This is a genomic window from Bartonella sp. CL435QHHD (assembly GCF_042195095.1).
GTDB lineage: Bacteria > Pseudomonadota > Alphaproteobacteria > Rhizobiales > Rhizobiaceae > Bartonella.
Genome location: NZ_JBHINS010000083.1, coordinates 56,731 through 73,141, shown reverse-complemented (window position 1 = coordinate 73,141; position 16,411 = coordinate 56,731). Strand labels below are relative to the sequence as shown.

The window sequence follows — 16,411 nt, the reverse complement described above, 5'->3', positions numbered from 1 at the left end:
ATTTTAGCCTCCTTGCATTGGGCTTAAAATTTCAATTTTATCTCCTTCATGCAAGACAAATTGGCTTCGTGCATCTATGGGAACAACTTCAGCGTTAACAGCAGTTGCAAGCCAATTTCCTTCATACCCCAATTCTTCAAGCAAGAGACCGAGAGTCATAACTTCTGTTTGGACTGTTTCACCATTAACAAATATTTGCATGTTTTATTCCAATGCCAATTCCATTGCTCGTTTTGCCATTTCTGGAGACAACAGAAAACCATGTCTATAAAATCCATTAATAGAAATAAAGTTACCATCTTTATACACAGAAGGGAAGTTATTAGGATAACATGGACGAACACCAACGCCAGATTCAATAATTTCTGCTTCAGCAAAAGCAGGATGTAAAGTATAAGCCGCGTTGAGCAGTTCCATCATTGATCTTACAGAGATTGCACCATCAAAGTCACTTTCAATCATCGTTGCACCAATCATAAAAATATTATCTTGTCGAGGTACAATGTAGAGAGGAAACCGTGGGTGAAGAAGACGAATTGGACGCAAAATTTTAATATCGGTGCAGCGCACGAGAAGCATTTCACCACGTACGCCCCGTATATTTTTATCTTTTCCTAAACGTGCTATTCCTGTCGCATCAATAACAATATCAAAATTTTTTTCAGCTATTTCTACATCAACAAAACAGGCTCCATTGTTGAGAAGCTTTTCTTTTAAAACCATAAGTGCTTTGCGAGGATCAATATGGGCTTCATTTTCATAAAAGAGCGCACAGTTAAAACGTTCCGCAAGATCTGGTTCAAGATGAGCTATTTCTGTATTATCTACGGTTTTGTGATTATGCGTACGCACAGAAAATCGTTCAAGCTCTCCTCTATCTCGTGTAGGTGCAACCACTAAAGTGCCTTTTTGTATGACAAGGTTGGGGAGCGTTTTACGCCACCATTGTATAGCTTGTACACCAAGATCTTCAACAATTTGTTCTGCACTTTCCCTTTCACAGTAAGGTGCAAGCATTCCTCCTGCATACCAACTAGCACTTCCTATAGGTGAATGAGGGGGGGCCGATACAGTAACAGAAGCACCTTTTTGCTGTAACATAAAGGCAACTGTTAAGCCGCCTACACCTGCACCTTTGATAAGAATGTTCTTCAACTGTTTACTTTCTTTTTTTGAGGAGGAACAGTTTCCATATAAAGGTCACCATTTTTCTGATATTTTTCGGCCATGGCGATCATACCTTCCCCTTTTGTTTTTCTTATTGCAGCTGCCTCACGAATATCATGGGAAATACGCATAGAACAGAATTTTGGTCCACACATGGAACAAAAATGCACTAATTTATGGGCTTCTTTAGGCATTGTCTCATCATGAAAGGCACAAGCTGTTTCTGGATCAAGAGAAAGGTTAAATTGATCGTGCCATCTAAAATCAAATCGTGCACGCGAAAGAGCATTGTCGCGCAATTGTGCTCTAGGCAAACCTTTAGCAAGGTCAGCGGCATGAGCAGCAATTTTATAAGTGATCACACCAGTTTTTACATCATTCCTATCGGGGAGTCCTAGGTGTTCTTTAGGTGTTACATAACACAACATAGCAGTTCCAAACCATCCAATCATAGCGGCACCAATTGCTGATGTAATATGGTCATAACCAGGAGCAATGTCCGTTGTAAGAGGTCCCAAAGTATAAAAAGGCGCCTCATGACAAAGATCTAATTGTTGCTCCATATTTTCTTTAATTTTGTGCATTGGGACATGCCCAGGACCTTCAATCATAACCTGTACATCTTTTTTCCAAGCAATTTTTGTCAATTCTCCCAAAGTTTTAAGCTCTGCAAATTGGGCTTCATCATTGGCATCGGCAATAGAGCCAGGGCGCAATCCATCCCCCAATGAAAGAGAGATATCATATGTTTTTGCAACATCACAAATTTCATCAAAATGTTCATAGAGAAAGCTTTCTTTGTGATGATGGAGACACCATTTTGCCATAATAGAACCGCCTCGTGAAACAATACCTGTTACACGATCAATGGTCATAGGAATAAATGGTAATCTTAATCCTGCATGAATGGTAAAATAATCAACACCTTGCTCTGCTTGCTCAATAAGGGTATCACGGAAAATATCCCATGTTAAGTTTTCGGCAATACCCTGTACTTTTTCGAGTGCTTGATAAAGAGGGACTGTTCCGATGGGCACAGGAGAATTTCGGATAATCCATTCACGAATATTGTGAATATTTCGTCCTGTAGAGAGATCCATAACTGTATCTGCTCCCCAGCGAATGGCCCAAACCATTTTATCAACTTCTTCTTCCATAGATGACGTTACTGCTGAATTACCAATATTGGCATTAATTTTAACACGGAAATTACGCCCAATAATCATGGGTTCGCACTCTGGATGATTAATGTTTTGTGGAATAATGGCGCGTCCACAAGCAATTTCATTGCGAACAAATTCGGCAGTATAAATTTCTGGTATTGATCCAGAAAATGTTTCATTTGATGGTACATTCTGCCGTTCTTTTACTGCTAATCCTTCATTTTCTCGTATAGCCACATATTCCATTTCTTCGGTAATAATGCCTGCGCGTGCGTAAGCCATTTGTGTAATTGCTTTGCCATTTTTTGCTCGTAAAATAGGACGTTTTTGTTTAAAGGCTGGTGTAAGATTTTTATCAGAAGTCAATCCATTATCTTCAGGTTTAACTAATCGTGCAGGATAAGTTTCAGTATCATCCCGCTTAGAGAGCCAAGGTAAGCTAATTGCTGGCAAGCCTTTTGTAATATCAATGATCATATCTTTATCTGTATAGGGGCCAGAAGTATCGTAGACGTTTAAAGGTTTTTCACCACTGCCATCAGTCAGTGAAATTTCACGCAATGGTACGCGCACATCAGAAAAGAGAAGGCTCTGTTGATAAATTTTGCGTGAAGCGGGAAAGGGGCTACAACTGATTGATGGAGTATTTTTCTGCACAAACTTTTTCCTTATAGACACAGAGTTCAAAAATAGGTTGCGATGTTAATGGAGTTACGATGTTAATGGAGATGTATTCAAATTATCAATCACGAGCATCCGGGTGAATAGGAATAATATTGCTTTGTAGCAAAGAAAATCCAATACAGCTCAAGAAAAGTTATTTTGAAAATTGATACAATATCTATTCTAATATTTGCATGCCTCCTCCCACTTGAAGTATTTTTGTTAATACGAATATGGTTGGCTTAAATATCTATATTGTCAATCATAAAAATATATTTTAAACGATTTTGGTGTGTTTTTAAGAGTGTAAATAGATATTATGAAGTGATAAACTATGATATTGAAGCTTTTATAAACCAGAATAAAGTTAAAAACGGATTATCAGGGAAAAAGTAGATAGTTTATGGCTCTGATTGAGATTTTTTTCATATTAAAATAATAACTCAGAATACCATAAGATTCTCTCATCATACATCTTTTCATATAAAATCACTTCCTTGCACGTCATAAGTGGGGGCGTATGGGGCAAAACACTTGAAGAAAGGAAGCCCAATGTCATTTAATGAATATTCTAAGATGTGAGGACTGTCAAAACGTGGGGGACAGTAAAATGTATAATGGGTTCCAGCTTGTATCTTCAAAAGCTTAACGCTGATGATCTATAATGGCTTACTATTTTATTATTGACGTGCGCTGTCGTAAAATAAAAGGAGTATATTTTGAGCAATATTTCTTTAAAAAGTGCGTAATATGCAATATCATTATATTTTGTTTGGAGCATTCTATTCTTCATGAGGGGGATGTTCCCATTAAGAATGCGATAAACAAAAGCGTGAAACAATACTTAATCTTTATTATTAAAAATAATATTGTTTTGAATCTTTTGAAAATCGTAAGCTGAATTAAAAAATGATGATGAAAATGCACAAAGGCTTTTTATCTTGAAATTTCATCAACAATTTTAAATAGTTGGAAGAGAGAGGAAAGCAAAAGGATGTATCTCAGCACAAAAGTATACGTAAATTCATTAATTAGTTTGCAATAGAAATGCGTGCAAAGCGCTGTGTTTTAGCTTAAGACGAGGTGAAAATTCATTTTCTGAGACATAAAGCTCTTTGTTTTCAAGGTAAAGTTATTCAAGTGTCATGTGATATCGTGCAACAATATTACAGATAAGAAATCACTAATTATATACAAAAAGCTTTCTAATTATAATGAAGTGCTCTTATTATTATTATAATACAACAAGAGAAAAATTGAGAAAATTTGCGTCAAAAAAAATTTTAAACACTAAAATAGGTAATAATTAAAATAAACACAAACAAAGAATTATTATAATGATGATTAATAAAGCCGAAAACCAATTTTTGAATAAGTAGGGAATTATGAGGAAGAGTAACCAAATTCCCACCAATATTACTATTATTAACAGTATTATAAATGGTAGCCATATAAAAGCTGCAGCTATACAGCCAGTGATGATTGGTGCACCCCAAAGATAGACAAATGTGTTGACAAGAGATTCATAAATAAATTCGTTAGTGAATTCTTTATCTGCAGTATCATAGCATTCTATAATCGCTTTGCATTACTCCACTCACATCATAAAACTCGTTATGCACCTTATGAAGGATATAAAAACAGCTTATCTTTTAAATCTTGTTAAAAAGATCATATTTAAGTAGTGCAATTATACTAAATAGTGAGGTAAATGCTGGAAGGAATAGAAAAGGACACCTAAAATATTTTTTTTTAATTCTACTGTAACGATTTTAAGCATCCCCCCCCCCAATGAAAAGATTGTAAACAAAAATCCTAATATACTGCATACGATAAGATCTCCAAAACTCATATTCCCATCTTTCTTTTTGAGTGTTGGTTTTGTTGATTCATCAATACGTATTATATTTTTGTAGAATAGATCACATTTTATTCATGTATTGTAAGGTTATATATTAGCGTTATGTATGTAAAAAGTCTGGAATTTCTGAGTTTTTTATTACCTAAAGAAAATGTTTCTGACATTAGAAAATATAGCAATAACTTCAAAAACAGTAAAAATAACCCCATCGAGAGCTGGTAAAGGGTGTAGCTAATAAATGATGTATATTTTAAAGGGAAGATAGAAGTTCAAGGTGCAGAGAACACTGAAAATAAAGTCGGTAATGAGTGGAGAGGATATTTTATTTGGAAAAGACAAGCCATGGATAGTCCAATTGTCTGGCTACTTATGCAAGATTTTGTAAGGTGTTTTCTTTGATAGTTAAGGGTATAGCAAGTGTTAAATCGATGGAGCGTATTTTTTGTTTGGATTGATGAAGCAGATGAGTTAGAAAAACAGTTTAGAGAATGCTTTTTGATATTGTCATGAATTAAGAAGAACACCAATAATTGCAAGATGTTGTTTAGAATGATTTATTGTTCTTGCAAAAAAGATATACATATAATAATATATAGAGGCAGATGTGCTAAGTGTGGGAGGGGAAAAGTTGGTTATGGGGCGTTTAAAAAACAAGGATATTGTTCATAAAAATTGGGGGAGGGTGCTAGGTTATGCTTTTTAATTTTTTCCGGATCGGATACAACCTTCAAATTTTGTGAAGGTGTGTAGTGTTTCTTTAGTATTTCAAAGTATTTCTTTTCAGTTCAATGAAAGCGTGAGGAAATAGCCATATTGAATATATTCTCTATGATGTATTTAGATTGAACAAAAGCTTGTTCAAAAAAACATTGGTGATAATCCTGTAACACAATTTCAGGAATAAATTGAATAAAATAGAACAAAGTATCTGCATGTGAATAAAAACATAATGAAGCATGCAAAAAATTTGAAGCTAATTTTAAAATTTTAATACAAATGATAGCTAAAAGATAGAATTTCTTTGTTTAAAATATCGACGAGATAGATTTAAACTATTGAAAAAATAAAAAAAGATAATGTTTAAGTCAGAAACTTTCTATGTGGGTGATAAGTTATTACATTCAGTAATGGTTATATGAAATCCATAATAAGAAAAATTTTGAACAGTATTTATAAATTTTGCAACAAGATGCAAGATTTGAGAAATAATTATATAACAACAGCAAAACAACAAAACAAGATACTGAGTAACCTCAAATGAGGTGGTTACATTACACATTAGAAGAGAAAGCATTAATACTAATGTTATGAAAAGCGTCTGGTGAATTTAGGTTATAAAATTGGAAGGAGTGAAGAGAGATAAAATGCGTAAATACGGATGGTACAGTGGTTATGATGTACCAATCAACAGCGGCCGCACATTTTAGTGCACAGAACGAGAAATTGTTAGAAAAACTATGAAAATAATGGGGGATTTAAAATGTCTAATATTTACGATTGGTCTCTAAAGGCTGATGAAAATGCTTATTCAGATAGTATCATTAATTGGGCAGAAGGTCAGCCGCCTAGTTCTGTTAATGATAGTGCACGGGCGATGATGCAGCGCGTACGTGAATATCTTGCAGATAATGGAGGATCTATTAATTCAAGCTTTACAGTAAATGTGGATGATAAAACAACATTAATTACTTTAAAGACAGTTTCGCCTATAAAGAAATACAACAATGATATCGTCATACGTTTTAAAGCTTGTGGTGTAAATATTGGCGCGACAACCATAACTGTTAATAATATAGGAGAAAAGCTTATCTATAAAGCCACTGATGTGGGGGTTATACCATTAGAAGGTGGAGAATTTCAAACAGATGGCATTTATGAAATGGTATACAATAATGGTGTTTTAATAAAAGAGCATGAGGGTTGGTATTTATTAAATCCTACACCACCAAAGATAGAAAGTTTTCCCGCTGGATTCATTGCAACATTTGCTATGCAAAATGTGCCAAATGGTTGGCTTTTATGTGATGGTAAGGCCTATAAGCGTGAAGATTATCCGCTGTTATTCAATGCAATAGGTGATAAATGGGGAAAAGACAGCAATAAAACTTTTAAAGTTCCTGATTTTAGAGGCATGTTTTTACGCGGCTTTGATAATGGTCGGGGTTTAGATGGTGGTAGAAAGTTTGCGGATGAACAACAAGATAGCATAAAATTGCATACGCATATTGGAAGCATTGAAAACGCAGGCGAGCATGCACACAATTTTGAGTATCAAGGGGTAGGCTGGCCCGTTGGTGATATTGGGAGACTCCCGAATCATTATACTTATAATACGACCCTGAAAGGGAGAACAGCTTCTGCTGGTGCACATACACACAAGGTAACTCTTTCCCATACGGGTGAGGCAGAAACGCGCCCTGTTAATACAACCGTTGTCTATGCTATAAAATCATGAGTATGGTCGGGTCCATAAATAATCTATAGACCTTGATAATTTTGTTAACGCGGAGCAATTCCGCGTTATTTTCTATGCATATGAAGAGGAAATCTATATTGTTAATAGGATACTTGAGAGAGTCAAAAAACAATTTAAAAATGATTGAAAGAAAGAGTTAAGGATATAATTTATTTTATAATTGTATGATAACATAGGGAAAATATGTAAAAATCATTTAAACTGTACCGTGAAGTGATCTAGAGATACATTTTTTCATAAGGTGTTTTGATAGGGGGTAAGGTGATAAAATTATTCAACCTGAGGCATAAATAAAGTACAATATTTTAACGTTTTTTTGTGCAAAAACAGCATACCCCCGTATGAGTTAATTCATCTTATAAAGATATCTCTCACCTTGTTGTCGATTTCATTTCTTTGCATTGCCATGGTGGAGGCTTTATCTGTAAATGATAGTACTCCTTGAGTGGAATCATCATTATGCTTGTGAAGCAGAAGACAAACGCTATTTCTATACTCTCTCCTCATCCCTATATTTCGCATTGTTTTTGCATTAGGGGGGCTTACAAGAAGCGTTATTGAGTTTATTTTAAAGTTTTTATTCAATAGGTTAATTCTTTGTGATATGCCAATAAACAATTTTTTAATAGAAAGAGAAAAGTAAAAAATATTAGTATAAATTAATATTTATTTATAAAAAAAGTTAAAGTATATGTGTTATAAAGAAGATGTTACTATTAAAGCTACAAACAAATCTTTTGTGGAGGGGAGAAAAGTACTTGATTTCTATATGGTCCTTAGAAGATATAAATAATACACCCGTTATTATAACAAAGGCATTTGTACGCATTTCTTGAATCATTTTTATAAAGATAAAAGTGATAGAAAGAGTAGGAAAACGCATATTTATGTTGTATAAATTCGTATTATCTAACAGTTTGATAGCAAAACAAAACTTCACATGTTTTTAGTTACGTAAAATCTTGAAAGATTTTAAACTGGTAGTTTTTTCAAAAAATATCTTTAGGGTGCTTGGTCTTCTTTTTAATGATAGATGACAAAAAGGAGTTCATATAAAAATAAAAAAGATTCTTGAATATTTGCGTGTTTTATTTTGCTATGGACTTTAGTTTTTAGATTGAAGCCGACAGCTTAGAGATCTAATTTCATAGGAGGATGCCGTTTGAGGGAGTATAAAAGGGATATCTTCTTTAGGTAATTCAGAAACGTTTAAAGAACAATGATAAACATTGCGGAGATTTTGTGTTGTCAAAACATTAGTTGCATTTCCTTCGCAATAAATCTCACCTTCCTTGAGCAAGATCATGTTATCTGCATAATGTGCCGCGAGATTGAGGTCATGAAGAACAGCAAGAACGCCGCCACCAGAATAGGAAAATTGTTTAGCAATATCCATAACGATGATTTGATGTTGAATATCGAGGCTAGCAATAGGTTCATCTAATATCATCCAGCGAGGAATCCCATTATGAACAGGTTTCCAGACTTGGCAAAGTACACGGGCAAGTTGTACTCTAGCTTGTTCTCCGCCTGATAATTGGTGATAATACAGGTTGCCATAATCAGAAAGGTCAACGCACTCTAAAGCTTTCTGAATAAGATTTTGCAATTCGGCTGTGGCAAAGGTAAATTGGTTTACAGAAAGACCAAGTCCTACAACTTCATGGACTAAGAATGGAAATACGAGCGTTGTTGATTGTGGTAGTACAGCGCGCATTTTTGCCATTACATGAGTTTTTGTTTGGCATACATTATAACCATTTAAGGTTATTTTTCCACTGTAAGGAATTTCACCACTCAGAGCTTTGATAAAAGTACTTTTTCCTGATCCATTAGGACCAATAATAATGGTAAAAGCGCCACTTTTAGCTTGAAGATTAATGTGTTTAAGAATCTTCTTCTTTCCGCGCTGAACACAAATATTTGTCGCTTCAATCATGAAAAGTCTGTTCCTCGTTTGCATATAAGGATCCATAGAAAGAAAGGTGCACCAAAAAGTGCTGTTACAATCCCAATCGGCAATTCTGCGGGGGCAACAATTAAGCGTGCAAACATATCAGCAAAAATAAGTAATGCTGCTCCCAGGAGAGCAGAGCAAGGAATGAGATAGCGATGATCAGGACCTATGAGCTGACGTAAAATATGAGGAACAATAATACCAATAAAACCAATACCACCACTGACAGCAACAGCACTACCACACATAAGAGCAACAAGGGGAATAGCAATATTTTTGACGCGTTGAATATGGAAACCAATATGGCCAGCAACAGCTTCTCCAAGAGCAAGGGCATTAAGTGCTCGTGATAAAAAGGGAGAGAAAAGAAGACCAATAACGATAAAAGGAAGAACGAGCCATACTTTTAACCATGTAGCGCCCGCAAGAGAGCCAAGACTCCAAAAAGTGATATCACGCAGTTGTTGGTCATTTGCGACAAAAATCAATGTTCCGACAACTGCACTGCTTAATGCACCAAGAGCAATACCAGCAAGCAGCATGGTTGCAATAGAGGTAAAGCTATTATGCGTTGCTATTATGTAGAGAATAATCGTTGATAAAAGTCCACCAAAAAAAGCTCCTATGATAACTTTATAAGGCTCTAGAAAAGGTGCAAATGAAACAGGAAAAGCAATACCGACAACAATTGCTAAGACTGCTCCAAGTCCAGCACCTGCTGATACACCTACAATTCCGGGATCTGCAAGAGGATTACGAAAAAGCCCTTGCATAAGAACACCGGAGACAGCTAAAGCTGCTCCAATCAATAATCCCAAGATAACACGGGGAAGCCTTATGTCTATGAGCACGAGGTAATCACGCGTTTTACTACTTACCGAAAAATCTTGTGTAAGCATCACATGGAGGAGATCAACGAAAGAAACCTTTGCAGCACCATTCAAAAGCCCACCAAAAATACTGAAGATAAGGAAGATTATTAAGCTTAATAATAAAATCTTCCCCTGCTTTGAACGGCTTATTTTTTTACCTTCTTTTGCTTCAGGTAAATGCATCATGGATGTACCGTCTACCATTTTTATCAGCTCTTACCGTTTTGATTGGCACCATAAAGTATCTCAATAAGCTCTCTTGATGCGTCTGCAGTGCGTGGACCAAATCCCAAAAAATACATGGCATCCATCTGTTTTATGGCATGATTTTTTGCTGCAGTTGTTGCTTGAACTGCCGGTATGGCTAAAATCTTATCAATGCTGGTTGATCTTGCACCATGTTTTACAAGCAAAATAACATCGGGATCTGATTTCAATAATGCTTCGCCGTTGAGAAGTTTATATCCTTTATAATCGGTGATAGCATTGATAGCGCCTGAAAGTTTTATCATACTATCAGCTGCAGTACCTGTTCCAGATGCCATGACGCGTCCATTTTGCACAGAGAAAACAAAAAGAACACGCTTTGGTCTTGTTACTTTCGCCAAAAGCGCATCGTTGTCTAAAAAATTACGCTTCAATTTCTCAATTAACGCAGCCGCTTGCACTTCCCGATGAATGGCTTGACCAACGAGGCGAATCTTTTCTATCACATTTTCACGGGAGTAGTCTTCTGGTATAATCACCAGAGGTATCGATGTTTTTTTGAGAATATCAATTGTTGAAGCGGGACCGCTTCCTTCAACAAGCAATATACCCTCTGGAGCAAGAGATAAAACACCCTCAGGTGAAAGAGCACGCATATATCCAAGCACAGGAAGCTTGAGCGCTTCTTGTGGGTAGACACTTGTACTATCACGGGCGACAAGTTGATCTTGGGCTCCTAATGCATAGACAATTTCTGTAAGTGCTCCGCCGATAGAAACAATTCGAGCATTTTCAGGAAAACGCGTTGCAGGTTCAGCAATTACTTGTTTAGAAAAACAAGTAAGAGAGAGCAGTAAACACATAAGAAAAAGGTTTGATAACCTATGTAAAAGAGATACGAACATGTCCAACCTTACCTTATCTTAGTTACTGCTGTTTTCTTGGCATGATGGCAAACTATTCAATAAAGAGCGCCAATCGTCACGTTCTTTTTGTCCCTCCTTGCGTACGCCAAAGAATTGAATAACCATCTCATCAGCTTTATCGAAAACTTCAAGTGAGCTGACATACCCATCAATCGTAGGCTTGCGAACACGCCATACCTTATAAAATCCAGAAACGAGTAAATGGAGGTGAAATTTCTGATCGAGAACATTAAGCCAAGGTCCCATTTGCTTAATGTTCTTTACTTGCCCAGTGAAAATTTGAATACATCCTTTATTACCAACAAAACACATAATTGGTAACTCTTGTTGTGCAACTTGTCTGAGCATCATTTCAACAGCTTCTATTTTTAACTCATCGGCAAACTCATTTCCGACATGTTTTACAGCATCATGTCGATTAATTTTCAGTTCAGAAATAATCTCATGAAGTTGATGCACATCAGTCATCTGGCGCCAACGATCTCGGAACTTTTCAACATCCAGCTTTGTCGTATCACATTGTACTGGAGTAAGAACGGGAGAAATATCAAGTACAGGTGATTGATCGTCATGAAGCAACTTTTCAACAAGTGCAGCCCATTCATCCATATTTGTTGCGTCTTTAGAATAGAGTTTGAAAATGGCAATGCCATATTGATCAAAGAATTGCAAACTTTTCATAGGTGTTCCGAGAATAATCACGTCATGCTCGAAACCAAACTTCCATTGTTTTGAAAAAATACGCAAGTCAATTTCACCGAGTGTTATCGGGATATGCTGGCTTTGAACAATTTTCTCAAAACATCCTGTTATTTCATGGACAGCATTATCATTCCGTGTCAATGCCATAACTGTGCCAAGTTTAGGAGCATTTTCCAAGAGAGTAGCGACATCAGCGCGTAGTTTTTTTGCTTTTCCAACTGTACAATAAGCCGCAATGAGTTCTGCTTCGGATATACCAATAGAGTCCGCGAAATCGCGGTTACGCATCTCTTTTTTTTCTTCACGCAAGCGAATAATTATTTCGGCTGTGTATGACATGGGCTTATCCTTATGTTACCTGTTTGAGGGTTAATTGTTTAATTTTTCAACTCAAAGACAGTAAGTCGAACCACTATCAACTAATGGTTCAACCTACTACCAAATAAGCCCTTTTTTTATTAACAGTAGAACAATAAAAACCGATAAATTACAAAAAGCTAAAGCGTAAACCTCAAAATCTGTTGTTTAGAGAACAAGAAGAACAGAAACACAATGACTTATTCTTTATCGATCTAACCTTTTTAATTGATCTAATGGTTAACAAAAGTAACTAAAATTTTTGCACGAACGAAACTTTAAAGTTGCGACCAGGCTGAGTATAATAATCCTTCGGCGTTGAGCTTTCACCGGAAGGAAGATCTGATACATTCCAATATTTTTGATTGAACAGATTATAAACACCAGCCCTTATAACAGGACCCTTTTCACCAAATGGCTTCAACCAACCTGACACATCAATAATATTATAACCTGGAATTTTTTGATAGTCCGATTCCTTAGCAACTTTATCGCGTTTGGCAGATGAGGTAAGAACAACGTCTGCTCCCCAGATTTCTTTTGCATATCCGATCCCAACAATCGCTTTTAAAGCTGGAATTGAGTTAAGATATTCATCTTTATCAAGATCTTTTCCTTGCGAATAGGCAAGAGCAAAATTGCTATGGAATCCACCATTAAGAGCCAAATGTATTTTGGCTTCAGCACCATAAATACGCACATTTGCACGATTTATGTAATGGCGACGCGCAAATTTGAATTCCTCTGATGGACCTTTATCTATAGTATCTATGAAGTCCTTGTATTGATTGAAAAAGGCACTGACTGAACCGCCGAAATTTCCATTTCCATACCTTATACCAACATCATATCCATTGCTTGTTTCTGCTTTAAGATCAGGGTTTCCCTTCACATAATAAGCAGAGGGTTTTATATAAGAGACATAAAGTTCTGGAATACGTGGTGCACGAAAAGCTTGCGCCCATTGAGCATAAAGTGTTACTTGATTACGAACATCCAGCTCCATACGTAATTTGGGAGAAAAATGTGAACCATTTCTTTCTGGAGGAAATTTGTCAGAAATCAGAGCTTTCTCATAAGAGGACGTTTTTTGAGGGATATATTTAAACCAATCATAACGAACTCCAGGTGTTATACGGAAATGGTTATCAGCAAAGCCAATTTCATCTTCGAAAACAAAACCCAAATTATAGCCATTCGCATCTGGTGAATCTGACCGATTAGCGGGTACAAAGAGACAGCCCCGTGCATTTTCCGCCAAATGACAATTATCTTTCCCTAACAAATAATGATGAAATTTAGATGATAAAACATTAGTGGCAATCTTTAACGTATGATCTACAGTGCCAATATGAACTTTCTTGAGAGCGTTAGCATTGATACCATAATTAGTATTACGCAAAAAATTATCTCTCAAAAAATCCCCTTTGGGGGCCCTAACACGAAATCCGGTCAGAATATGACGATTTGACTGTCTTTGCCAATAAATCTGCCCACGAAATGCATCAAAAAGTGCATCTTCATTGCCATTATAGTCATAAGAAAGAGAAAGGCGTTCACGGAGTTTGTCGTCCTTATCATAAACAGAACTAGGGGCATAATATCTCTCAGAAGCATTCAATGAATGTGTATCAATGGTGTGACCAAAACGCTCGGCGGTAAAACCAAGTCGGTGATTATCATCAAGGTATTGGTGAATTTTAAAGAGCAAATTATTTTGATCAAAATGAGCAGGGTTTTTACGTGTGCGCTCTCCATAGCCCTCTAAGGTTCCCATATTTTTGCGCTCATGACCTTCCGCATAAGAACCCTGGAAAAGCAAAAACGTTTGTTGAGCACGCATTGCAACAGCTTGATCTACGTGCCAACTATTATCAACAGAATGATAACCACCTTTTATAAGACCACCCCAATTTTTTCCTTCTGTGATAAGATCTTCAGGATCAAGGGTACGCAAAGCAACAATTCCTCCTAGCGCACCAGATCCATAAAGGCTAGAATCCGATCCTTGAATAATATCAAGTGTGGAAAGTGCACCAAAATCAAACGTTGTGTTACCACTATTTCCGCGGAATATATCGTCCAACCATGGAAGAACGATACCATCCATTGTTGTAAGAATACGGCTTGCCTCTAAACCACGAATGACAAAACTGTTATTCCCTGGGTTATAGGATACGGATGGATCAAGGCGATTAATATCATAGGCATCAGTTATTTGTTTTTCACGAATATCTTTCGCGGTTTTTCGACTCGTCAAAATAGTGACCGAATCCAAGGCCGTCCCTATTTTTTTCTCTTCAATAACAATTGGTTTGAGTTCAGTGACAGAAGCTCCATCATTACTTCGTGCGAAAACAAATGAAGGTATACAGACCGATAATGCACTTAAAATCACACAGCTTTTATAGATATTTTTTCGTCTTATTTGCATAACACATCACAACCCTTTTAACGTCCCCTCTCTGTTTTGAAATTTTATTTACATACAAAAAGGCTGGACCCGCTGATTAAAACTTGCCAGCCAAGTAGAAATGATTTTGAAAACAACACAAAATCACTGGAAAACCATATTAAACATGACAAAATCAGTCAAGAAAAAAGTTGCAATTTCAAAATAGCCTGTTTTAATGAGATTGAACACCAATATTAAGCTTAAAATAGTGGCAGAAAAAACGATGAATTTTGCAAATACGAAGCAATTATTAACTCTTTGGATTGGTGCATTTGTTGGAGCTTTCTTTTTGCATGTATTATTGGGAGCGCAGTTTTATTTTCAAAGTATTGGTGTAAGTAATGGCTTGCTCTCGTCGGAGATTATGCTGACTTTTGCGCAAGAAACTGTATATCCGGATGTTGATACAGACTTGCCAGATATTCATACAGAGTCGGATATTAATACAGAGCCAGAAGTATTACAGTCTGATCTCCTAGAGCAGGAGTTAGAAGGATTGCAATCCGTGGATGAAGTTCAATCGCAAGAACCTCAGCATATAGTAAAACAGGATGACTTAAAGTCTTTAGAAGACCCCCTTCCTCAAAAAGTGGAGCATAAAGCGTTTATCAAAAAAACAATACCGATGCCAAAGGCTGTAGTAAAGCGCTCCAATACAAAGGCGGTACGTTCTTCTTCCACCAATAAGGGCGGTGTTACAGCAGGGACTGAAGATATGTTGTTAATGGAGTGGTTAGCAAAGGTACAGTCACAATTAGAAAGGCAAAAAAATTATATTGTGGGACAGCGTACCAGTCATACAAAAGGAACGGTGAAGTTAGAATTTATGGTACATGAGCAGGGGAGTATTTTTTCTAGTCGTGTAGCAGTCTCTGCTGGTGATCCGGAACTTGATCGATTAGCGATGGCGGCACTTCAACGCATTGGTTCTTTTCCACCACCACCACCATCAAAAGTGAATAAAACAATCAGAGTATCTCTAATATTTAGCTGATTTCTTATGCGGGGCGCTTTTCTTATAATATATTGATTTATAATGATTGTTTATAATTTTAATGAAAGTTAAAATATAGTTTATTCTAATTTTTTTGACGTTGAATTAATCAAAACCATTCGCTTACTTATGATATAAGTTGAGGGGGAGCATGAATAAAAACTTCTAAAAAGCAGCGAATATACTTCTTATGAATGCTCTAAATGAAAGGGTTGTTGCAACATTGGGAGTTATGGGATGATATTGGGAGTTATGGGATGATAGAGCTATAGCTTTTATTAAGTAATTAAGTAAAGGTTAATCGTGTCTCATCGATTTTTATACCGTTCGTGAGAGGATTTTCGTAAGTACTTTCCAGATACACCGTTGTGAAATAGACTTAGAAACATTAAAATAAAACAAGAATATCAATAAGAAAAACATACTATTTTGGGATGCTCTGTTTTTGTGTGAAGGATGTGAACTTATATGTAAAAATGAGAAAAACAAAAAGCAAAGATTCATCTTCATCATTAAAAGATATTGACATATTTAAAAGTCGTAAAACCGAATGAAAGGGAAGGGGCAGAAGAAAATTGTTTGTCTTTAAGGCTTTCTAACTCAATGAGTCT

General features: G+C 36.2%; 10 protein-coding genes. 2 read left to right on the top strand and 8 right to left on the bottom strand.

The features are described 5' to 3' along the window. Positions 1–3: 3 nt before the first annotated feature. The 3 genes from thiS to thiC are packed head-to-tail and all read right to left on the bottom strand — an operon-like array spanning position 4 to position 2,987. On the bottom strand, positions 4–201 hold the full coding sequence (thiS, locus tag ACFILH_RS08505) for a sulfur carrier protein ThiS (protein WP_273791115.1): 198 nt from the start codon (positions 199–201) through the stop codon (positions 4–6). A 3-nt stretch (positions 202–204) separates the two neighbouring features. Next, the gene (locus tag ACFILH_RS08500; RefSeq protein ID WP_375637395.1) at positions 205–1,155 is read right to left on the bottom strand and encodes an FAD-dependent oxidoreductase; all 951 of its coding nucleotides are present in this window, start codon (positions 1,153–1,155) and stop codon (positions 205–207) included. Next, positions 1,152–2,987 carry a phosphomethylpyrimidine synthase ThiC gene (gene thiC, locus ACFILH_RS08495; RefSeq protein WP_273791113.1) on the bottom strand — a complete coding sequence of 612 codons (1,836 nt, stop codon included), beginning with the start codon at positions 2,985–2,987 and terminating at the stop codon, positions 1,152–1,154. The genes ACFILH_RS08500 and thiC overlap by 4 nt, the downstream gene beginning before the upstream one ends. Before the next feature lie 3,347 nt (positions 2,988–6,334). On the opposite strand from thiC, the gene ACFILH_RS08490 reads away from it, so the two are divergent. Next, on the top strand, positions 6,335–7,309 hold the full coding sequence (locus ACFILH_RS08490) for a tail fiber protein (RefSeq protein WP_375667653.1): 975 nt from the start codon (positions 6,335–6,337) through the stop codon (positions 7,307–7,309). Between the two features lie 1,126 nt (positions 7,310–8,435). Here the strand turns inward: ACFILH_RS08490 and ACFILH_RS08485 are convergent. From ACFILH_RS08485 to ACFILH_RS08465, 5 genes are all read right to left on the bottom strand, one after another. Next, a complete protein-coding gene (locus ACFILH_RS08485) occupies positions 8,436–9,269 on the bottom strand; it encodes a heme ABC transporter ATP-binding protein (protein ID WP_375637393.1) in 834 nt (277 codons plus the stop codon). Continuing rightward, positions 9,266–10,363, bottom strand: a complete 1,098-nt coding sequence (locus ACFILH_RS08480) for a FecCD family ABC transporter permease (protein WP_375630798.1) — start codon at positions 10,361–10,363, stop codon at positions 9,266–9,268. Before ACFILH_RS08480 ends, ACFILH_RS08485 begins: the two co-directional genes overlap by 4 nt. Before the next feature lie 5 nt (positions 10,364–10,368). Beyond that, on the bottom strand, positions 10,369–11,271 hold the full coding sequence (locus tag ACFILH_RS08475) for a hemin ABC transporter substrate-binding protein (protein WP_375657730.1): 903 nt from the start codon (positions 11,269–11,271) through the stop codon (positions 10,369–10,371). Between the two features lie 18 nt (positions 11,272–11,289). Then, on the bottom strand, positions 11,290–12,333 hold the full coding sequence (locus tag ACFILH_RS08470; protein WP_375667651.1) for a hemin-degrading factor: 1,044 nt from the start codon (positions 12,331–12,333) through the stop codon (positions 11,290–11,292). A 271-nt stretch (positions 12,334–12,604) separates the two neighbouring features. Continuing rightward, positions 12,605–14,785 carry a TonB-dependent hemoglobin/transferrin/lactoferrin family receptor gene (locus ACFILH_RS08465; protein WP_375667650.1) on the bottom strand — a complete coding sequence of 727 codons (2,181 nt, stop codon included), beginning with the start codon at positions 14,783–14,785 and terminating at the stop codon, positions 12,605–12,607. Between the two features lie 244 nt (positions 14,786–15,029). On the opposite strand from ACFILH_RS08465, the gene ACFILH_RS08460 reads away from it, so the two are divergent. Further along, positions 15,030–15,800, top strand: coding sequence for an energy transducer TonB (locus ACFILH_RS08460; protein WP_375667648.1), 771 nt, complete (start codon positions 15,030–15,032; stop codon positions 15,798–15,800). Positions 15,801–16,411 lie beyond the last annotated feature (611 nt).